This is a genomic window from Synergistales bacterium (assembly GCA_021736445.1).
Taxonomy (GTDB): Bacteria; Synergistota; Synergistia; order Synergistales; family Aminiphilaceae; genus JAIPGA01.
Map to the genome: position 1 here is coordinate 36,511 of JAIPGA010000004.1, position 19,845 is coordinate 56,355.

17 protein-coding genes are annotated in these 19,845 nt (G+C 65.9%); 6 read left to right on the plus strand and 11 right to left on the minus strand.

The window, feature by feature from the left end; translation table 11 throughout:
* Positions 1-18: 18 nt before the first annotated feature.
* Together K9L28_01630 and K9L28_01635 are read left to right on the plus strand one after the other, a co-directional pair.
* Positions 19-2,130: a heavy metal translocating P-type ATPase gene (locus K9L28_01630; GenBank protein MCF7935034.1), complete on the plus strand. Its 2,112-nt coding sequence runs from the start codon at positions 19-21 to the stop codon at positions 2,128-2,130.
* Between the two features lie 184 nt (positions 2,131-2,314).
* Positions 2,315-3,844, plus strand: a complete 1,530-nt coding sequence (locus tag K9L28_01635; GenBank protein ID MCF7935035.1) for a flippase — start codon at positions 2,315-2,317, stop codon at positions 3,842-3,844.
* A 25-nt stretch (positions 3,845-3,869) separates the two neighbouring features.
* On the opposite strand, the gene K9L28_01640 is transcribed toward K9L28_01635, so the two are convergent.
* From K9L28_01640 to nuoB, 11 genes are all read right to left on the minus strand, one after another.
* On the minus strand, positions 3,870-4,997 hold the full coding sequence (locus K9L28_01640; protein MCF7935036.1) for a coproporphyrinogen III oxidase family protein: 1,128 nt from the start codon (positions 4,995-4,997) through the stop codon (positions 3,870-3,872).
* Positions 4,998-5,001: 4 nt separating this feature from the next.
* Entirely contained in the window at positions 5,002-6,807 is a 1,806-nt protein-coding gene (lepA, locus tag K9L28_01645; GenBank protein MCF7935037.1) for a translation elongation factor 4, read from the minus strand.
* A 270-nt stretch (positions 6,808-7,077) separates the two neighbouring features.
* Positions 7,078-7,782 carry an ABC transporter ATP-binding protein gene (locus tag K9L28_01650; protein ID MCF7935038.1) on the minus strand — a complete coding sequence of 235 codons (705 nt, stop codon included), beginning with the start codon at positions 7,780-7,782 and terminating at the stop codon, positions 7,078-7,080.
* A complete protein-coding gene (locus K9L28_01655) occupies positions 7,775-8,524 on the minus strand; it encodes an ABC transporter ATP-binding protein (protein MCF7935039.1) in 750 nt (249 codons plus the stop codon). Before K9L28_01655 ends, K9L28_01650 begins: the two co-directional genes overlap by 8 nt.
* 1 nt (position 8,525) lies before the next feature.
* Positions 8,526-9,524 carry a branched-chain amino acid ABC transporter permease gene (locus K9L28_01660; GenBank protein MCF7935040.1) on the minus strand — a complete coding sequence of 333 codons (999 nt, stop codon included), beginning with the start codon at positions 9,522-9,524 and terminating at the stop codon, positions 8,526-8,528.
* Positions 9,525-9,528: 4 nt separating this feature from the next.
* Positions 9,529-10,389 carry a branched-chain amino acid ABC transporter permease gene (locus tag K9L28_01665; protein ID MCF7935041.1) on the minus strand — a complete coding sequence of 287 codons (861 nt, stop codon included), beginning with the start codon at positions 10,387-10,389 and terminating at the stop codon, positions 9,529-9,531.
* A 160-nt stretch (positions 10,390-10,549) separates the two neighbouring features.
* On the minus strand, positions 10,550-11,806 hold the full coding sequence (locus tag K9L28_01670) for an ABC transporter substrate-binding protein (GenBank protein MCF7935042.1): 1,257 nt from the start codon (positions 11,804-11,806) through the stop codon (positions 10,550-10,552).
* Positions 11,807-11,972: 166 nt separating this feature from the next.
* Positions 11,973-12,365 (minus strand): 4Fe-4S binding protein, encoded by a 393-nt coding sequence (locus K9L28_01675; protein ID MCF7935043.1) that lies wholly within the window; start codon positions 12,363-12,365, stop codon positions 11,973-11,975.
* A 6-nt stretch (positions 12,366-12,371) separates the two neighbouring features.
* The gene (locus K9L28_01680) at positions 12,372-13,523 is read right to left on the minus strand and encodes an NADH-quinone oxidoreductase subunit D (protein MCF7935044.1); all 1,152 of its coding nucleotides are present in this window, start codon (positions 13,521-13,523) and stop codon (positions 12,372-12,374) included.
* Positions 13,513-14,022 (minus strand): NADH-quinone oxidoreductase subunit C, encoded by a 510-nt coding sequence (locus K9L28_01685; GenBank protein ID MCF7935045.1) that lies wholly within the window; start codon positions 14,020-14,022, stop codon positions 13,513-13,515. Before K9L28_01685 ends, K9L28_01680 begins: the two co-directional genes overlap by 11 nt.
* Complete coding sequence (nuoB, locus tag K9L28_01690; protein ID MCF7935046.1) at positions 14,023-14,454, minus strand: NADH-quinone oxidoreductase subunit NuoB; 432 nt, start codon at positions 14,452-14,454, stop codon at positions 14,023-14,025.
* A 331-nt stretch (positions 14,455-14,785) separates the two neighbouring features.
* Here nuoB and nuoE point away from each other — a divergent pair, with 331 nt between their 5' ends.
* From nuoE to K9L28_01710, 4 genes are all read left to right on the plus strand, one after another.
* The gene (gene nuoE / locus K9L28_01695; GenBank protein ID MCF7935047.1) at positions 14,786-15,253 is read left to right on the plus strand and encodes an NADH-quinone oxidoreductase subunit NuoE; all 468 of its coding nucleotides are present in this window, start codon (positions 14,786-14,788) and stop codon (positions 15,251-15,253) included.
* Between the two features lie 93 nt (positions 15,254-15,346).
* Positions 15,347-17,107 (plus strand): NADH-quinone oxidoreductase subunit NuoF, encoded by a 1,761-nt coding sequence (locus K9L28_01700; protein ID MCF7935048.1) that lies wholly within the window; start codon positions 15,347-15,349, stop codon positions 17,105-17,107.
* A gap of 19 nt (positions 17,108-17,126) precedes the next feature.
* Positions 17,127-18,206 carry a (2Fe-2S)-binding protein gene (locus K9L28_01705; GenBank protein MCF7935049.1) on the plus strand — a complete coding sequence of 360 codons (1,080 nt, stop codon included), beginning with the start codon at positions 17,127-17,129 and terminating at the stop codon, positions 18,204-18,206.
* Positions 18,207-18,218: 12 nt separating this feature from the next.
* The gene (locus tag K9L28_01710; GenBank protein MCF7935050.1) at positions 18,219-19,835 is read left to right on the plus strand and encodes a molybdopterin-dependent oxidoreductase; all 1,617 of its coding nucleotides are present in this window, start codon (positions 18,219-18,221) and stop codon (positions 19,833-19,835) included.
* The last annotated feature ends 10 nt before the right edge of the window (positions 19,836-19,845 follow it).

The following is a 19,845-nucleotide window of genomic DNA, read 5'->3' on the forward strand; positions in this document are numbered from 1 at the left end:
TCGATGCTCGTGACGGGGATGACCTGCGCCACCTGCTCCCGCATCGTGGAGCGGTCGCTCCGCAAGGTGGACGGCGTGGCCTACGCGGGGGTCAACCTGGCCACGGAGACGGCCTTCGTGGTGCTCGACCGGGACATCCCCCAGGAGCGCCTGGAGGAAGCGGTCCGCAAAGCCGGGTACGGGGTGACCCACGCGAGCCGCGAGGAACGCGAGGCGCGGCGCTATCTGGACGCCCGCAACCGGCTGGCGCTGGCCTGGAGCGTCACGGGCCCGCTGATGGTGATGATGGGCTTCCACATGGCCGGGACCCACGTGGCGGCCTACCTCTGGTTCGAGACGCTGCTGGGGGCGCTGGTGCTGCTCGCCACGGGACTGCCGACGATCCGGAGCGCCTGGATCGCCCTCACCCACGGCCACGCCAACATGGATGTGCTGGTGAGCCTGGGGACCGTGACGGCCTGGTGTACGGCCCCCGCCACGCTGGCGGGGGTTGTGGACACCTCCTTCGGGGCGCTGGGGCCGATGATCCTGGCCCTCCACCTGACCGGGCGCTATATCGAGTCCCACCTGCGGGACCGGGCCGCCAAGGAGATCAAGGCCCTGCTGAAGATCCAGGCCCGGGAGGCCCGCATCCGCACCGACGACGGCCGGGAGCTCAGTGTCCCCATCGAGGGGCTGAAGACCGGCGTGACGGTGCTGGTGCGCCCCGGGGAACGGATCCCCGTGGACGGCCGCATCGAACAGGGGCGGACCTCGGTGGACGAATCGATGATCACCGGCGAGTCCCTGCCGGTGCAGAAAGAAGAGGGCGCCGAGGTAACCGGCGGGTCGCTGAACCTCGGCGGCGCCCTGGAGATCACGGCGACGGGGATCGGCGAGGACAGCTTCCTGGCCCGGATGATCGGGCTGATCCAGGAGGCCCAGGGCGCCAAGATCCCCATCCAGGCGCTGGCCGACCGGATCACCAACGTCTTCGTACCGGTGGTGGCCTCGCTGGCCGTGGCGAGCGGTGTCTTCTGGTATCTCGGCGTGGAGCGCTTCGGCGGCTTCCTCGACGCCGCGGGAAGCCTTCTCCCCTGGGTGACCTCCGTCCGGGAGCCCTTCTCCCTGGCGGTCTTCGCCTTCATCACCACCATCGTCATCGCCTGCCCCTGCGCCCTGGGACTGGCCACGCCCATGGCGCTGATCACCGGGACGGGGCTGGCCTCGCGCAAGGGCATGATCATCCGGAACGCCGAGGCCATCCAGACGGCCCGGGAGATCGGTGTGGTGGTCTTCGACAAGACGGGGACCATCACCCAGGGTGCGCCCAGGGTGGTCTGGACGAACCTCGACAGGCAGGCGCTGGCTGTGGCAGGGGCCATGGAGCGCAACTCCACCCATCCCCTGGCGACGGCCATCGCCGACTACGCACCGGACGGGCAGACCGCCGTGACAGAGCTCCGGGAGCAGGCCGGCGAGGGCGTCAGCGCCACGGTGGACGACGACGCCTGGTTTGTGGGCAAACCGAAGGAAACGGAACGGTACCGGGAGTGCTACGCCGAAGGCGCCACGGTGGTGGAGGTGCGCAAAAACGACAGGGTCGTCGGGGCCCTCGCCGTGAAGGATCCGGTGCGCGCCGACGCCGCCCGGGGGATCCGGCGCTTCCAGGAGCAGGGCATCGCCACGGTGATGGCCACCGGCGATGTGCAAGAGACCGCCGAGGCGGTGGCCCGGCAGGTGGGGATCGATGAGGTCATGGCGGGCATCAAGCCGGAGGACAAGCTCTACGTGGTGCGCCGCGCCCAGAGCAACGGCGCGAAGGTGCTCATGGTGGGCGACGGCATGAACGACGCCGCGGCGCTCAAGGGGGCCGACATCGGTGTTGCCGTGGGAAGCGGCATGGACCTGGCCATCGACAGCGCCGATGTGGTGGTCGTCAAGGGCGGTCTGCCCTCGGTGGCCGACGTGGTGGGGATCTCCACCAAGACCTTCGCCGTGATCCGGCAGAACCTCGCCTGGGCCTTCGGCTACAATGTGGTGGCCATCCCGCTGGCCATGATGGGGCTGCTCCACCCGGTGATCGCCGAGAGCGCCATGGCGCTGAGCTCCATATCGGTGGTCCTCAACTCGCTGCGGATCAAACAGTAATGGGTGGGGGCAGGCGGCTGCGAGCCCCGGCCGGCGTTCCCCAGAGGATGCGGAAAGCGGTGGTTCCCATGGAAGTGTGCGTTGCAGAAGAATGTGGCACAGCTCCGGCGCGGTCCATGCCTGAGCGATCGCGGGGCTCCCGCCGGTGAACACCCCGCCGGAGCAGGCACCCGGGGCCGAACAGATGTCGCAGGACAGGTACAAGAAGACCCTCGCCGCCACGGGAAAGCAGGCGGGGCTCGTCTTTGTCTACCGCAGCATGGGCTATCTGCTGGGCTTTGTCGCCCAGGCGGCCATCGCCCGGCTCCTCGGCGCCGACAGCTACGGCCTCTTCTCGCTGGGCATGTCCATCACCCAGGTGGGCATGCTCATCGCCATCTTCGGCATGCAGCAGGGGCTCTCCCGGTTTCTCGGGCAGTACAACGGCCGGCGGGAGTACGGCCGCAGCCGCGTGGTGGTCCGAACGGCCTTCACCACGGGGATGGTGCTCGCCGCTGCCCTGGCGGCGGTGCTCCTGGTTTTCGGCCCGGGGATCGCCGGGGGGCTCTTCCACGAGCCGCGGCTGGTCCCGATCCTCCCCTGGTTCGCCCTGATCCTGGCCTTCAGTATCGCCAATCAGCTGCTGACGGCCGCCTTCCGGGGGTTCAAAAAGCCCTCTGTGGCCATGTTCTGCAACGAGGTGCTGCGCCGGAGCCTCCGGCTCGCCCTCTTCGGTCTGCTCTACCTGGCGGGGTTCCGACTGCTGGGGATTGTCCTGGCCACGGTCCTCGCCTGGGCCGTCGGCGCGGCGGTCCTCGCTCTGCGGTTCCGCACACTCGGCAGAGGGCGCCCGCATCAGGAGATAACCCCGGCACTCCGGACCGCCACGGCAAGGAAGTTCCTCCGCTTTTCCACGGGGATGTTCTTCATCACCGCCACCGGGTTCTTCCGGAATCAGGTGAACCGTCTGCTGGTCGGTGTCTTCCTGCTCTCCAAAGATGTGGGGCTCTTCACCGCGGCGATGAGCGTTTCCAAGCTGGCCACCTTCTTCCTGCAGGCCACGAACACCATCTTCGCCCCCACCATCGCCGAGCTCTACCACAGCGGCGACCACGAGATGCTGGAAGCGCTGCACCGGACGGTGGTCCGCTGGGTGGTGTCCGCCACGCTGCCGCTGGCGATCTGGTTCTTCCTCTTCGCCGGGGAGATCATGCTGGTCTTCGGCCCCGATTTTGTTCCCGCGGCGGATGTCCTGCGGATCCTGGCGGTGGGCCAGGTGGTGAGCGCCCTTTCCGGGCCGGTGGGACAGCTGCTTGCCATGACCAGGCACCAGCGCTGCGTGATGGCCAACAGCGCTCTGGTGGCGGCGCTGAATGTGACGCTCAATATCCTGCTGCTGCCGCGGCTGGGCATCACCGGCTCTGCCATCGCGGGGATGGTCTCGCTCTCTGCGATCAACATCCTGATGATGATCCAGGTGAAACGTCTGCTGAATCTCCAGCCCTTCTCACGGGCCTACTGGAAGCAGGGGCTCGCGGCGGCGCTCTGTACCGGGCTCTACCTGGGCCTCGGCGCGCTCCCCCTGGCCACGCCCCTCCTCCGGGCGCTCGCCGCCCTGCCGCTGGGCTACCTGCTGACGGGCGGTCTCTTCCTCCTGCTGGGCTTCGAAAAGGAGGACCGCTACGTTCTCGGCCTGGTGAAACGGCGTTTCACCAGAGCCACCACACCGAAGTGACGCCGGGCGGGCAGGGAGCGGCGCGTCAGTCCACCAGCAGTTCCCAGATCGCGTTGGCCACCCGGAACCCCCTGGGGGTCAGGGCGATCCGGTCTGCGTCCATGGAGAGGAAGGCGCCGGCACAGGGGGCCAGCAGCGCTCCAACGGCGTCGAGCCGGGCCGCTCCGTAGCGTTCCGCAAAGGCGGCCCGGTCGATGCCTTCCGCTGTCCGCAGCGCCAGGATGGCCGCCTCGCGGGCGGCCGCCCGCCCCTCCAGACGCTCCGTGTAGGCCTGGGGGAGCTCCCCCCGGGCCAGGGTTTCCCTCCAGTCTTCCGGCGGCCAGTGGTTGCGGTAGCGCAGCCCCCCCAGGAACCCCCAGGCGGCGGGCCCCAGCCCAAGCACCGGCGTCCGCCGCCAGTAGGCCAGGTTGTGCCGGCAGGCTTCCCCGATGCGCGCGAAACTCGCCACCTCGTACTGGGGCATGCCGTGCCGGGGCAGATACCACTGGCAGAACCGGTAGAAGGGATAGCCCTCGGGCAGACCGCCGGGCGGATGGTCCCCCCATGGCGTTCCCGGATGCAGCGTCAGCTGGTAGGCGGAGATGTGGCCCACACCGGCGGCAGTCACCTCCCGCAGCGTCCGGTGCCAACCCTGGAGGGTCTGTCCGCCGAGGCCGAAGAGCAGGTCGGCGCTCACCCGAAACCCCGATCCCAGGGCCGCATGGAGGGCGTCCACGGCCTGCCCGGCGCTGTAGGGACGCTGCAGCCAGGCCAGTTCGCCGTCATCCAGGCTCTGCACCCCGATGCTGACCCTGGTCACCCGCCACGCGCGCCACAGGGCGAGCTGTTCCGCCGTGAGGGTCCCAGGATTGGCCTCCACAGACACCTCGGCTCCATCCTGAAGAGGCAGACGCTCCTCCAGCAGGGCGATCAGCTCCGACCACTGCGGGGCGTCCAGGACCGTAGGGGTGCCGCCGCCGACATAGAGTGTCGACACTGGAGGGAGGACGCCCCACCGCCCCTTCCACAGATCGAGTTCCTCTCTCAGTGCCTGCAGGTAGGCGTCGGCCTCCCGTCTTCGAAGGGGCCGGCTCGGGAAGGGGCAGTAGGGACACTTGGCGAGGCAGAAGGGAACGTGGAGATAGACCCCCAGCTCACGGGGCGGCGACCCCATGGGGCTACTCGTCTTCATCCACCTTCATGAAGGCCAGGAAGGCCTCCTGGGGGATCGACACCTTGCCGATCTGCTTCATCTTCCGCTTGCCCTCCTTCTGCTTTTCCAGCAGCTTGCGCTTCCGGGTGATGTCGCCGCCGTAGCATTTGGCGAGCACATCCTTGCGGATGGGCTTCACGTTCATCCGCACCAGCACCCGCTTGCCGATGGCCGCCTGCAGCGGCACCTCGAAGAGCTGCCGGGGGATGAGCTGCTTCAGCTTCTGCATCACCCCGTGGGCCCGGTGGTAGGCGTCGTCCTGATGACAGATGAAGGAGAAGGCGTCCACCGGGTCGCCGGCCACCAGGATATCCACCTTCACCAGACTGTCCGACCGGTTGCCGATGTGATCGTAGTCCAGCGAGGCGAACCCCCGGGTGGCCGACTTGATCCGGTCGTGGAAATCCATGATGAACTCCGCCAGCGGCACATCGTAGACCAGGCGCACCCGCTCCGGCGTGATGTACTCCATGGTGCCGAAGTCGCCCCGTTTCTCCTCGCAGAGCTGCATCACCGGCCCCACATAGTCCGGCGGCACCAGCACCGTGAGACGAATATAGGGTTCCCGGATCTCCTCGATCTCCACCTGCTCGGGGAAGTCCGAAGGTCGGTGGGCCTCCATCACCGTTCCGTCGGTGAGGAGCAGCTCGTAGACCACGTTGGGGGCCGTGGCCACCAGCTCCACACCGAACTCCCGCTGCAGCCGCTCCCTGGTGATCTCCATATGCAGCAATCCGAGGAAGCCGCAGCGGAAGCCGAAGCCCAGAGCCGGGGAGTTCTCCGGCTCGAAGCTGATCGCCGCATCGTTCATCTGCAGCTTCTCCAGGGCGTCCCGGAGCTGGGGGTAGGCGTCCCGCTCCACCGGGTAGAGTCCGCAGAAGACCACCTGCTTGATCGGCCGGTAGCCGGGCAGCGGCCGCTCGGCCCTCCGGCTGGTGTGGGTGACGGTGTCGCCCACCTTGGCCTGTCCGACGGTCTTGAGGTTGGCGATCACGTACCCCACGTCGCCGGCCTCCAGGTGGCTGCAGGCCTTCTTGAGCGGCGTGAAGTAGCCCACCTCCTCCACCTCGTCGTCCCGGCCGGTGGCCATGAAGCGGATCTGATCGCCGGCACGCACCGTCCCTTCCATCACCCGGATATAGCAGATGACACCGCGGTAGTTGTCGTAGACGGAGTCGAAGATCATCGCCTTCAGCGGCGCCTCCGCATCGCCCCCGGGAGGCGGCACCAGCCGGACAATCGCCTCCAGGATCTCCGGAACGCCGGTCCCGTCCTTGGCGCTGGCCAGCACGGCATTCTCGATATCCAGGCCGATGACCTCCTCGGCCTCCTCCAGAACGTGCATCGGCCGCGCCGAGGGGAGGTCGATCTTGTTCACCACCGGGATCAGCTCCAGATCCTGCTCCACGGCCAGATAGGCGTTGGCCACCGTCTGGGCCTCCACCCCCTGGGCGGCGTCGACCACCAGCAATCCGCCCTCGCAGGCCGCCAGGGAGCGGGACACCTCGTAGCTGAAATCCACGTGCCCCGGCGTGTCGATGAGGTTCAGGATATACTCCTCGCCGTCGGAGGCCCGGTACCGCATCCGCACCGGAACGAGCTTGATGGTGATCCCCCGCTCCCGCTCCAGCTCCAGCGTATCCAGATGCTGCTGCTTCAGTGTCCGGGACTCAACCGTCTCGGTATTCTCCAGAAACCGGTCGGCAAGCGTCGATTTCCCGTGGTCCACATGCGCGATGATGCAAAAGTTCCGTAACTTCGATGACGCCACTCTGTTCACCTCTTTATCCGCCGGCGATCCGCCGTCCCTGGACGGTCGGAAGACACCGGCACCGTTGTTTCGCACAGAATCGGGGCTCCCCCACAGCTGGGGGTTCCCCTATTGTACAGCCTTCCCGCCGGAGCTTCCCCCGAACCGCATGGCAAGGACGGGGTTTCCGTCCTCTCCGGGGAAACGCCGCAATACGCAGAGGGGCAACACGCCCCTGTGGAAGCGGTTGCCCCTCCTTCAGCATCCCGGTCCGTGGTCCCTGCCGGTGCGCTACATACCCATGTAGGCCTGGCGCACCTCCTCGCTGTTGAGCAGTTCCGAGGCCGATCCGGAGAGGACGATCTGTCCCGACTGGAGGACATAGCCCCGGTCGGCGATCTCCAGGGCGTCCTGCACCATCTGCTCCACCAGAAAGACGGTGATGCCGGTCTTTTTGATCTCCAGAACGGTCTGCATCACCCGTTCCACCAGGCTCGGCATGAGCCCCAGGCTCATCTCGTCTATCATGAGCATCCGGGGCATGCTCATCAGCCCCCTGGCGATGGCCACCATCTGCTGTTCGCCGCCGCTCATGGTCTCGGCCTTCTGGTCCAGCCGCTCCTTGAGCCGCGGGAAGAGGGTGAGCACAAAGTCCAGGCGTTCGTCGATCCTGGCACGATCCCGCTGGAGATAGGCGCCCAGCTCGAGGTTCTCCCGGATGGAGAGCTTCCCGAAGAGCAGCCTCCCCTCGGGGACATAGGCGAGCCCCTTGCCCACCACCTTGGCCGCCGGCATGCCGCCGATCTCCTCGCCGGCGAAGGTAATGCTGCCGCTGCGTGGTTTCAGAAGGCCCGAGATGCAGCGCATGGTGGTGGTCTTCCCGGCGCCGTTGGAACCCACCAGGGCCACCACCTCTCCGTCGCTCACCTCCAGGGAGATCCCGTGGAGCACGGCGATCTCGTCGTATCCCGCTACCAGGTTGCTGACCTCAAGCATTGCCCCGTGCCCCCTTCTGTTTCTCCACGAACTTCTGTCCGAGGTACGCGGCGATGACCCGTTCGTCCTGCGCCACATTGGCGGGGACATCCTCGGCGATCTTCTGCCCGCCGTCAAGCACCACCATGCTGTCGGCGATGGGCATCACCGCCTCCATGATGTGCTCCACCAGCAGGAGGGTGATCCCCTTGTCCCGGAGCTTTTTCACCAGCTCCACAGCCTGTTTCACCTCGCTGGAGGTCAGCCCGGCCATGGCCTCGTCGAGCATCAGCAGCTTCGGTTCCGTGGCCAGGGCCCGGGCTATCTCCAGCCGTTTCTTGCCGGCGATGGTGAGCTGGGCGGCGTAGTGGTCCTTCCGGTCCAGCATCTCGCAGAGATCGAGCATCTCCATGGCCCTCTCCCGGGCCTTGTTCGCATTCCGGTAGCGCAGGAAGGAGCCCACCATCACGTTGTCCAGCACCGTCATCTCCTGGAGCGGCATCACCACCTGGAAGGTCCGGGCCGCCCCCAGCCTGGCCACCCTGTGGGGCGGCAGCCCGGTGACATCCCTGCCGTCGAAGGTGATGGTCCCCGAGGTGGGGGGAAAGAACCCGCTGATGCAGTTGAACAGCGTCGTCTTCCCGGCACCGTTGGGGCCGATCAGCCCGACGATGGTCCCCTCTTCCACCGAGAAACTCACTTCGTTGTTCGCCACGAGGGCGCCGAACTTCTTGGTGACATTGCGGATTTCGAGCAGTGCCATGCTACGCGCCCCCCTTCTCCGACTGCTTCCGCGACTTCCGTCCGCGGGTCAGATCCTCGAGGATACCCATGATCCCCCTGGGCTGTTTGACCACCACCAGGATGATCAGCAGACCGAAGATGATCAGATCGAGCCCGCCGCCGAGACCGCCGAACATCGCCCGGGTGTACTCCTGCAGCGGAATCAGTACCGCCGCGCCCAGCAGCGGACCCCAGAGGGTCCCCGTGCCGCCCAGCAGTGTGATGAGCACGAACTTCATGGAGACATCCAGGGACATCACCATCGGCGGATCCACGCGGAAGTTGTACTGGGCGTAGAAGGCGCCGCAGAGCGCCGCCAGGAACGCCGAGACACCCATGGCGGTGAGCTTGGTCCACGTACTGTTCACGCCCAGGGACTCCGAGGCGTCCTGGCCTTCCCGGACAGCCCGGAGCAGGTAGCCCAGGCGGTTGCGCTCGATCCAGCGCACCGTGGAGAAGACGATCACCATCAGGCCGAGGGCCCCGTAGTAGTAGGGCACCTTGGACTCGTACCAGACGAAATTGGCGATGCCGGTATCGGTCAGCCCGTAGTCGAGCCCCAGGGCGCCGCCGACCCAGTCCCAGACCATGAAGAGACGGTTGAAGATCTCCACGATCGCGAAGGTGGCGATGGCGAAGTAGTGCCCCGTGAGCTTGAACACCGGGTAGCTGATCACCATCGCCACCGCGGCCGCGGCGAAGGCGCCGACGATCACACCCGGCCAGGGCAGCGTCTGGAAGTGCACCACCGCCATCCCGGCGCCGTAGGCGCCGATGCCGAAGAAGACGGAGTGCCCGAAGGAGACCTGACCGCAGTACCCGCCCAGGACATTCCAGGACTGAGACATGGAGGCGTAGAGGAAGATCAGCAGAAAGACGTGCTGCGTGAAGGAGCTGGGCAGCACACCGGGGATGAGCGGCAGCAGGGCGAAGATCCCGAAGACCGCCGCGAGAAGGTAGTCCTTTCGTGCCAGATTCATCGTCTCACCACCCAAAGAGTCCACGCGGCCGGAACATGACGACCACGATATAGATGCCGAAGACGGCCACGTACTTGAAGACCGGGGCGATGTAGAACCCGCTGTAGGCCTCCACGAGACCGATCATCAGCGCCGCCAGGAAGGCCCCGGGGATACTCCCGAACCCGCCGAGGGCCACGATCACGAAGGCGATGAGACTGAACAGACTCCCCACCTCGGGATGGACGGCGAGATAGGACGGCAGCAGCCCGCCGGCGATCCCGCAGCAGGCGCCGCCGAGCCCGAAGACCAGCGTGTAGATCCACTCCGTGTTGATCCCCATGAGCTCCGCAGCCTGCTTGTTCAGCGCCGTCGCCTGGATCGCCCAGCCGAGACGGGTCCGCTTGATCAGCCAGAAGAGCGTCCCCACCACCACCACGGCGAAGATGCCGATCACCACCTGGGGGAGAGGGATGACGATATCGCCGATGAGAAAGCGCTTGCCCCCGAGGATGGTGTCGCTGAGCAAACGGAAATTGGGGGAGAAGTTGTAGAGCGCCGTGTTCTTCAGCACCATCGAGAGACCGAAGGTGGCCAGAAGCGCCGAGAGCGCCGATTTCCCCACCGTAAATTTAATAATTAACTTATAGGTGAGCGCCGCAAGAATAAAGACAAAGACGGCGGCACCGATCCAGGAGAACAGGGGATCGATATTCATCAGAAAACCAAGCCAGTAGCTCACGTACATGGCGACCATCAGGTACTCGCCATGCGCAAAGTTGATGACATCCATGACCCCCCAGATCAGACTGAGGCCAGTGGCGACCAGGGCGTAGAGCAGGCCCGTCAGCAGCCCGTCCAGGGTCACCTGAACAAATAAGGTCATGACCGCATACCCTCCATTCATGTGCAATGAGGTTCCCAAAAAAAGGCAACAGGGGAAGAAGGCTGTCCCCTGCTGCCATACGGAAGATTGGTTCGCATTCTACGAACAATCAACGAAGGGGAGTCCAGGCGGACTCCCCGGACTCCTCGTTCTGCTCCGCTTACCGCTCTTCCCAGGGAACCATGGGATAGACGAGTTCCGCATTGGCCACTTCAGGCGGATAGATGATCTTGTAATCGCCGCCCTGCAGCTGGGTGAGATAGCTCATGGCGAGCTCGTTCTGGCCGCCCGGTACGAAGGCCACCTCGCCCGAAAGCGTCAGCGGGGCCTCCCAGGTGTTGCTGTGGAGGGTCTTGGCCACCTTGTCGTGGTCCAGCTCGCCGGCCTTTTCGATGGCCTGGGCCAGCACGAACATGGCGGCGGCTTCCTTGATGCTGTCGCTGTCGAAGGGCACGCTGGGCTCGGTGATCTCCTTGTAGATCTCCTCCACAGCGGCGACGGCGGGCATCAGATCGGCGAACTGCGGCGAATAGCCGGTGCCGCCCATGAAGTAGTTGCCGTCATCGCCGAGCTGCTTGGCGATCATGGGATCCTGGTAGCCCGTGCAGTAGTTCAGCGACATCTTGGGGAGCCAGTTCATCTTCTTCATGGTCCGGACCCAGAGGGTGTAGTCGCCGCCGAGGCAGGCGCCGAAGACCACATCGGGATCGGCCGCCTTGAGGCTCTGGACCTCGCTGTCCATGGTGGTGGCGCCGGGGCTGAAGGCCACGTCGGCCACGACCTCGTAGCCGGCTTCATCGGCAGCCGCCTTGCCCTCCTCGGCCGCGTGCTTCCCGAATTCGGTGTTCTCGTAGATCAGGCCCACGGTCTCGATGTCGGCGTCGTACTTCTCGTTCACCCAGTCCATGAAGGTCACGAATTCGTGGGACTCCGTCTTGTCCGTGGGGGCGATGCGGAAAAAGTGCTTGAAATTGCGTTCGGTCAGCGCCGCCGAGCTGGAGCAGCCGCACATGAAGATCTTGCCCTTGCGCTCCGCCACGAAGCTCGCCGGCTTGGTCACGGCGCTGTTGTAGGAACCGAGGATCGCCCAGACGCCCTCCTGGTTGAAGAGGCGCTCCGCCTCGGATTTCCCCACATTCGGCTTGCCCTGTGTGTCGGCATGGACCAGCTCGAACTTGTAGCCGTCCATGACACCTTCCTGGGCCGCCAGGGGCACATCAAGATCGGGATGGGCGTTGTTGATCACCTCGACGGCCGTCATGACCGCCGCCTTGCAGCGCTGTCCCGCCGTGGCGCAGGGGCCCGTCAGTGGATAGAGCGTCCCCAGCTTGATGACCTTATCCTGAGCCGCCGCGACGCCGCCGAGGGCGCCGAGCACCAGTGCCGCCACTACCGCAATTGCCAGAAACTTTCGCATTACCTGTGCATCCTCCTTCCGATACCTGAACTGAAAGACAACCAACAGCTCCACCTGTTCCTCCGTCACCACCTTAGGTGAAGGGAGGAACGATTCCAACACCAGGGAAAGTATACTCCACATACCCTCCTTCTTTCAAGGGGAACCAGCCTTCAGACCTCCCCTGCTATCCCCCGGCGCCCCCCTTTTCGCGTTCCGGGGGGAACGGTTCGAGAGAGACGCGGTCGGGGTCGAAGGTGGACAGGAAGACATCGCGGGAGAGCGTCAGCGCCCCTGTCGGACAGATATCCTGGCAGAGACCGCAGAAACAGCACTTGCCGAAATCCACCTCCGGGTAGAGCCTGGGATAGCGCTCCCGCTCCCCCTCCGGCGCCTGGACCATCACGATGGCCCGGTTGGGACAGACCCTGGCGCAGAGCGAGCAGGAGACACACTTTTCCAGCTCGTACAGATGTCTCCCTCGATACTTGTCGGCGAAGGGGATCGCCTCGTCGGGAAAGGGGACGGTCATCGGCTTCGACAGGAGATTCCGCAGGACCACAGTCAGCATTTCCATCATGGCAGATCACCTATCCATATCGGCGGGACATATGTTCAGACTCCAGTAGATCGCGGGGATATCGGCGATCTCGGCGCCGGTGAACAGATGCTCCAGAAGGGGGATCATGTGGAGGAAGGAAGGCCCCTTGATCTTCACCCGCCAGGGCGTGGGCTCCCCGTTGCCCACCATGTACATCGCCCCTTCGCCGCGGGCCACCTCGTTGCGCACATAGACCTCCCCCTCGGGGAGCTTCATGGTCACATTGGGTTTCCCGAACCTCGGCGCGACGGCCTCCCCGCCGGGGAGCCCGGCCAGCGCCTGCCGGACCAGCGACATGGACTGCCGGATCTCGTCGGCGGCCAGCCGGTAGCGCGCCCCGGCGTCGCCCCCGGGCCTGGAAGGCACCTCGAACTCCAGCCGGTCGTAGACCTCGTAGGGCTCCTCGTCGCGCACGTCCCGGGCGATACCGGAGGCGCGGAGCACCGGCCCGGTGGCCCCGCAGCGGCGGGCCGCTTCGGGGGTAAGCACACCCACCCCTTCGGTCCGTTCCAGCAGGGTGAGGTACTCCGTCTCCAGCAGGCGGACCATCTCCTCCAGACGCTGGAGCACCCCTTCGATCCGTTCCGCCATCCCCGGCGGGAAGTCCCGCCGCACCCCGCCGGGGCAGATGTATCCGGCGGGATAGACCCTGCCCCCGGTGATCGCCTCGAAGAGGTCGAGGATGTAGTCCCGGTAGCCGAAGGCCATCTTGAAGCCCGTATCGAAGCCCAGAGCCAGCGAGAAGGCGCCGTACCAGATCAGGTGCGACTGGATCCGGGAGAGCTCGGCCATGACCACCCGGATGTACATGGCCCGTTCCGGCACCTCCACGCCCAAAAGCTCCTCCACCGCCTCGGCGTGGAGGAGGTTCCAGTTGAGGGACTCGAAGACGCAGATCCGGTCGGAGAGCACGGCATTTTGGATGGGCGCCCGGTACTCCATGAGCTTCTCGAACCCCCGGTGGAGATAGCCCGGATCCGCCCTGGCCCGCACCACCCGCTCGCCGCGGATGCCCAGTTTGACGCCGAAGTTCCCCGACGCCGCATGGGCCGGACCGAAATAGAGGTCGTAGCCCTCCTCCCCGCAGGGGGAGAGCTCCGTCTCCGTCACCGCAATCCGGGTGCCGTCACTGGTCATAGTAGGCACGCTCCCGTTCGTTGTCGCTGCTGTAGTGCTGCTCCCGCACGTAGGCCCGCCAGTCGAAGTCCTTCCGGAAGGGCGGCGGACCCTCCCACTCCTCCAGGAAGAGCGGGGCGAGATCGGGATTGCCGTCGAAGCGCACCCCGAAGAGCTCGTGGAGCTCCCGCTCGTGGATCCGGGCGTTCTCCCCGAAGAGGCCGCCCAGCGAGGGCGCCGCGGGATCGGACCTGTCCACCCGAACCTTCACCGTGACCACGGTCCCCAGGGCGCCGGACCAAAGATGACAGGTCTCCATAAGGATCCCCTCTTCGGGCCAGTCGGTCACCGACAGGGCCGAAAGATGATCGCATCCCTTCTCCTGGAGCCATCGGCAGAGCGGCACCAGCTGTCCCGCCTCCGCCTGCAGCCAGACCCGGCCCCGCCGCTGCACCCAGCCTTCCACGGCCGGGAACGCCTCGCCCGCCGCCTCGAGAAGCGCCGTCTCACGCTCTGCCATCTATTCCATCTCCCTTACATGACGGAATATCTTCTCGCACCCTTCGAAGACCGCCTCCGGACGGGGCGGGCAGCCCGGGATATACATGGTCACCGGCAGGAAATCCCCCAGGCGCTTGATGGTGTTGTAGGAATCCCAGTACATCCCCCCCGTCATGGAACAGGCGCCCAGGGCCATGATCACCCGGGGCTCGGCCATCTTCTCGTAGACACGCTGCGCCCGCCGGATGGACTTCCAGGTCTGGTATCCGGCGATGAAGAGCACATCGGCGTGCCGCGGAGACGCCACGACAACCATCCCGAACCGCTCCATATCCCAGCGCGAACCAACCACCGGAAGCAGTTCGGCGAACCCGCAGGAGTTGAACCAGTTGAAGACCCATATGGATCGGATCAGGCGCTGCATTGTCTTCTTGTGTGCCGATACGGCCATCCTCTCAATGCCCCCTTCCCGGAGAAACCACCCGCCGGGCTGCTAAACGCAGGATACATTACATGTATATGCCAACTATAGCCGTTTGTCAAGAGAATTCGGGATATTCAAACACTTGATCAACCGGCACCATCGCCGCCTCCATTCTTGAAAATGGAGCCCCTGCTTGTATAATAAAAAAATTACCTCCCCTATACGGGCCCCTGCATGGACGAAGGCACCGGTCGCAGGACAGTCATCCCCCCTCCTTCCGGGACCCGCCGGCCCGGCCGCCTCGATAGAGAAGGAGAACCGACTACCGAAGAGACAGAACCGAAAAGGAGGCATATCCTTGGACGACAGAGAACAGAGGATCGCCGAAACGCGGCGGATCGTCGACCAGTACAAAACCACACAGGGCGCCCTCATCCCCTGCCTGCAGCACCTCCAGAACACCTTCGGCTACCTGCCCGCAGAGGCACTGGAGACCGCTTCCCGGGAGCTCTCCATCCCTCTCGCCGAGATCTACGGGGTGGCCACCTTCTACGCCCAGTTCCACCTCTCGCCCCGGGGCCGGCACATCATCCGGATCTGCCGGGGGACGGCCTGCCATGTCAGGGGGAGCGCCACGCTGCTTGAGACGCTCAAGGAAACGCTCCACGTCGAGGAAAACGGCACCACCGAGGACAGACGGTTCACCCTCGAACCGGTGGCCTGCCTCGGGGCCTGCGGCCTGGCGCCGGTGATCACCGTGGATCGAAAGACCTACGGGCGGCTGGGCGCCGACGATCTCCCGGGCATCCTCGAGCAGTACCCGTAACAGCCGACCCGCCGACACCCGTCACGGAGGATCCGAAGCGGGAAGGATCCCGCAACAGTGTGCAGCAGAGATCCACAGCAGAGGAGGAACAACATGCCAACCTACCAGAGGCAGGTGCTGATCTGCGGCGGCACAGGCTGCGTCGCCAGCGGGAGCCTCGAACTGCAGGAAGCGCTGAAAGACCGTCTGGAAGCGTGCGGACTGACCGATCGCGTACTGGTGCTCCAGACAGGATGCCACGGAATCTGCGAAGCCGGTCCGATCGTCGTCATCCATCCGGAGGGCACCGTGTACACCGAGGTCCGGCCGGAGGACGCCGCGGAGATCGTAGAGGAACATCTGCGCCGCGGGCGACACGTAGAGCGGCTGATGCAGCGGGACATCCACTCCTTCTACGCCGGCCAGATGCGCCTCACGCTGCAGAACTGCGGCCGCATCGACCCGGAGCGTATCGAGGAATACATCGCCTACGACGGATACCAGGGCCTGGCCAACGCCCTCTTCTCCATGACACCCGAAGAGGTGGTCGAACAGGTCGCGCTCTCGGGACTCCGCGGCCGTGGCGGGGGCGGCTTCCCCACAGGCAAAAAGTGGGAGTTCTGCGCCCGCGCCGGGGGCGGGAAGAAATACGTCATCTGCAACGCCGACGAAGGCGACCCGGGGGCCTTCATGGACCGTTCGCTCCTCGAAGGGGATCCCAATGCGATCCTGGAGGGGATGGCCATCGGCGCCTACGCCATGGGCGCCGACGAAGGGTACATCTACTGCCGTACGGAATACCCCCTGGCCGTCGAACGCCTCCACACCGCCATCGCGCAGGCGGAGGAATACGGCCTGCTGGGCGACAACATCATGGGAACGGACTTCTCCTTCCATGTCCACATCAAGGAAGGGGCGGGCGCCTTCGTCTGCGGCGAGGAGACCGCCCTCATGGCCTCCATAGAGGGGAAACGGGGGACCCCCCGTCCCCGTCCGCCCTTTCCCGCCGACTCCGGGCTCTGGGGGAAGCCCACCAACATCAACAATGTGGAGACCTGGGGGCAGATACCCCAGATCATCCTGAAGGGAGGAGACTGGTACAACGCCGTCGGCACGGAGCGGTCCAGGGGGACGAAGGTCTTCGCCCTCACCGGCAAGGTGAACAACACGGGGCTCGTGGAGGTCCCCATGGGGATCACCCTCCGGGAGATCATCTTCGACATCGGCGGTGGGATCCGGAAGGGCAAGGGATTCAAAGCAGTGCAGATCGGGGGACCCTCGGGGGGATGCCTCACCGAGGAGCACCTCGACCTCCCGGTGAGCTACGAATCGCTCAGCGAGGCGGGTGCCATCATGGGCTCCGGCGGCCTGGTCGTCATGGACGACGAGACCTGCATCGTCGATGTGGCGCGTTTCTTCCTGGAGTTCACCCAGGCGGAGTCCTGCGGCAAATGCCCACCCTGCCGCGAGGGGACCAAAAAGATGCTGGACATCCTGAACCGCATCACCGAAGGAGAGGGCTCGCCGGAGGACATCGACACCCTCGAACGGCTGGCGTACCAGATCAGGGAGACCTCCCTCTGCGGCCTCGGGCAGACAGCCCCGAACCCCGTTCTGACCACCCTCCGCTATTTCCGCGACGAGTACATGGCCCATATCGAGGAGAAGCGCTGCCCCGCAGGGGTCTGCCAGGCACTGACGGGGTATTCCATCGACCCGGACAGATGCGTAGGGTGCACCAAGTGCGCCCAGGTGTGCCCCGTACAGGCTATCCAGGGAGAACGGGGCACCCCGCACTCCATCGACAGGGAAACGTGCATTCAGTGCGGCGCCTGTGTCAAGGCCTGTCCGGTACAGGCGATCAGCCGCTCGTAGAATGGGGGTCCACAGAGCAATGGCATCTATAACGATGACGATCAACGGAACAACGGTAACCACAGAACCGGGAACGACGATTCTCGAAGCCGCGCAGAGCGCAGGCATCCACATCCCCACCCTCTGCCACCATCCGGCACTGCCGCCCGTCGGGGCCTGCAGGGTCTGCCTGGTGGAAGCCGAGGGCAGCGGCAAACTGCTCACCTCCTGCACCACACCGGCCGCGGAAGGCATGTCGGTACGCACCCATTCGCCGCGGGTGCTCGAGGCCCGCCGGTTTGTCGTGGAGATGATCCTCCTCCGTCATCCCCTGGACTGCTTTTCCTGCCCGAGCAACGGAAACTGCGAGCTCCAGGACATCGCCTACGAGCTGGGCATCGAGGAATCCTCCTTCGCCGAGGAGGGGGACACCTGTCGCGACCATCCCCTGGAAGAGGACAACCCCTACTTCGTCCGGGACCTCAACAAATGCATCCTCTGCGGGCGCTGCATCCGCGCCTGCGACAGCCTCGCCCGGTACCACGCCGTCGACTTCCACAACCGGGGGATCCACACCATGGTCCACCCTCCGGCCGACAGGACGCTGGAGGAGTCGGACTGCACCTTCTGCGGACAGTGCGTCCAGCTCTGCCCCGTAGGCGCCCTGGCGGAAAAGCCCTCCCGCGGGAGAGGCCGGCCCTGGGAGCTCCACCCCGTCACCACCGTCTGCCCCTACTGCGGCGTGGGGTGCGAGCTGGAGATCCAGGTGAACAGCAAAACCGGCCGGATCGCCAACGTCACCAGCGACTACGGCAGCCCCACGTCGCTCAACAGGGGACGGACCTGCGTCAAGGGGCGCTTCGCCTGGCAGTTCGTCCACAGCGGCGAGCGCCTCACCACCCCGCTGGTCCGCAGGGACGGCGAACTGCGGGAGGCCTCCTGGGAGGAGGCGCTGGAGACGGCGGCCGCCGGCCTGCAGCGCATCAAGAGCGACCACGGCCCCGACAGCCTGGGCTTCTTCTCGTCGGCCCGCTGCACCAACGAGGAGAACTACCTGATGCAGCGGCTGGCCCGGGAGGTGGTGGGCACCAACAACATCGACCACTGCGCCCACTTGTGACACAGCGCCACAGTGAAGGGTCTCGGCGAGACCCTGGGAAGCGGCGCCATGACCAACGATTTCGACTCCCTCCGGCGGGCCGACGTGATCCTCGTCATGGGCTCCAACACCACCGAGACGCACCCCGTCATCGGCTCCTGGATCAAGGAGCGGCACGATCAGGGGGCGACGCTCATCGTCGGCGACCCCCGGAAAACGGAGATCGCCGGCCACGCCGACATCCATCTCCAGCTGCAAAGCGGCAGCGACGTGGCGCTGGCCAACGGCCTGATGCACGTCATCCTCCGCGACGGCCTCCACGACCGGGCCTTCATCGACGAACGGGTGGAGGGCCTCGATACCCTCAGGGAGACGGTGGCCTGGTACACCCCCGAACGCACCGCCGAGCTGACCGGCCTGCCCCGGGAGCGCATCGAGGAGGCGGCCCGCCTCTACGCCTCGGGCCCCGACTCGGCGATCTGCTACACCATGGGGATCACCCAGCACACCACGGGGACCGACAACGTCCGGTCGCTGGCCAACCTGGCCCTCCTCTGCGGCATGCTGGGACGCCCGGGGACAGGCGTCAACCCGCTGCGGGGACAGAGCAACGTCCAGGGCGCCTGCGACATGGGGGCCCTGCCCAATGTCTACACGGGCTACCAGAAGGTGGTCGACGACAGGATCAGAGAGAAATTCTCCACGCTCTGGAAGGCCGAAATGCCCGCGCAACCCGGCAGGACGGTGATGAAGATGATGGAGGCCGCCGGCAGCGGCGACATCAGGGGCGTCCTCATCATGGGGGAGAACCCCATGGTGAGCGACCCCAACACGGAGCACGTCAGGGAGTGCCTGACCAATCTCGATCTGCTGGTGGTCCAGGATATCTTCCTCACCGAAACGGCCCGTCTGGCCGATGTGGTGCTGCCCGCCGCCTGCCTGCCCGAGAAGGACGGCACCCTGACCAACACCACCCGCACCGTCCAGCGGGTCCGCAAGGCCGTGGACGCCCCGGGAGCGGCCAGACCGGACTGGGCGATCACCACGGCCCTGGCCGGGGCGATGGGCGCCGACTGGGCCTTCCGCGGCCCCGAAGAGATCTTCCAGGCCATCGCCGCCTGTACGCCCAGCTACGCCGGCATCAGCTACGAACGCCTCGAAGAGGGCGGGCTCCCCTGGCCCTGCCCCGCACCCGACCATCCGGGGACACCCAACCTCTACACCGAGGGGTTCAACCGCCCCGGCGGGAAGGCGCGGTTCCTCCCCCGCCACTGGAAGGCGCCCCACGAATGGCCCGACGAAGCCTACCCCTTCCTGGCCACCACGGGGCGGCTCCTCTACCACTACCACACCGGCAGCATGAGCCGCCGGAGCGCCCCCGGGGAACACGTCCGGGAGCTTTTCATCGAGATGAACCCGGCGGATGCCAAGCCCCTGGGAGTCGGCGACGGAGAGATGATCCGCGTCACCTCGCGGCGGGGGCATGTGGAAGGCCGCACCGCCGTCACCGACAGGGTGCCGCCGGGCACCCTGTTCATCCCCTTCCACTTCGCCGAGGCGGCGGCGAACCTGCTGACGGCAAGCGTCATCGACCCCGATTCGGAGACGCCGGCCTACAAGATCACCGCCGTCCGCGTCGACAAGGTCTGACCCCAGGCAG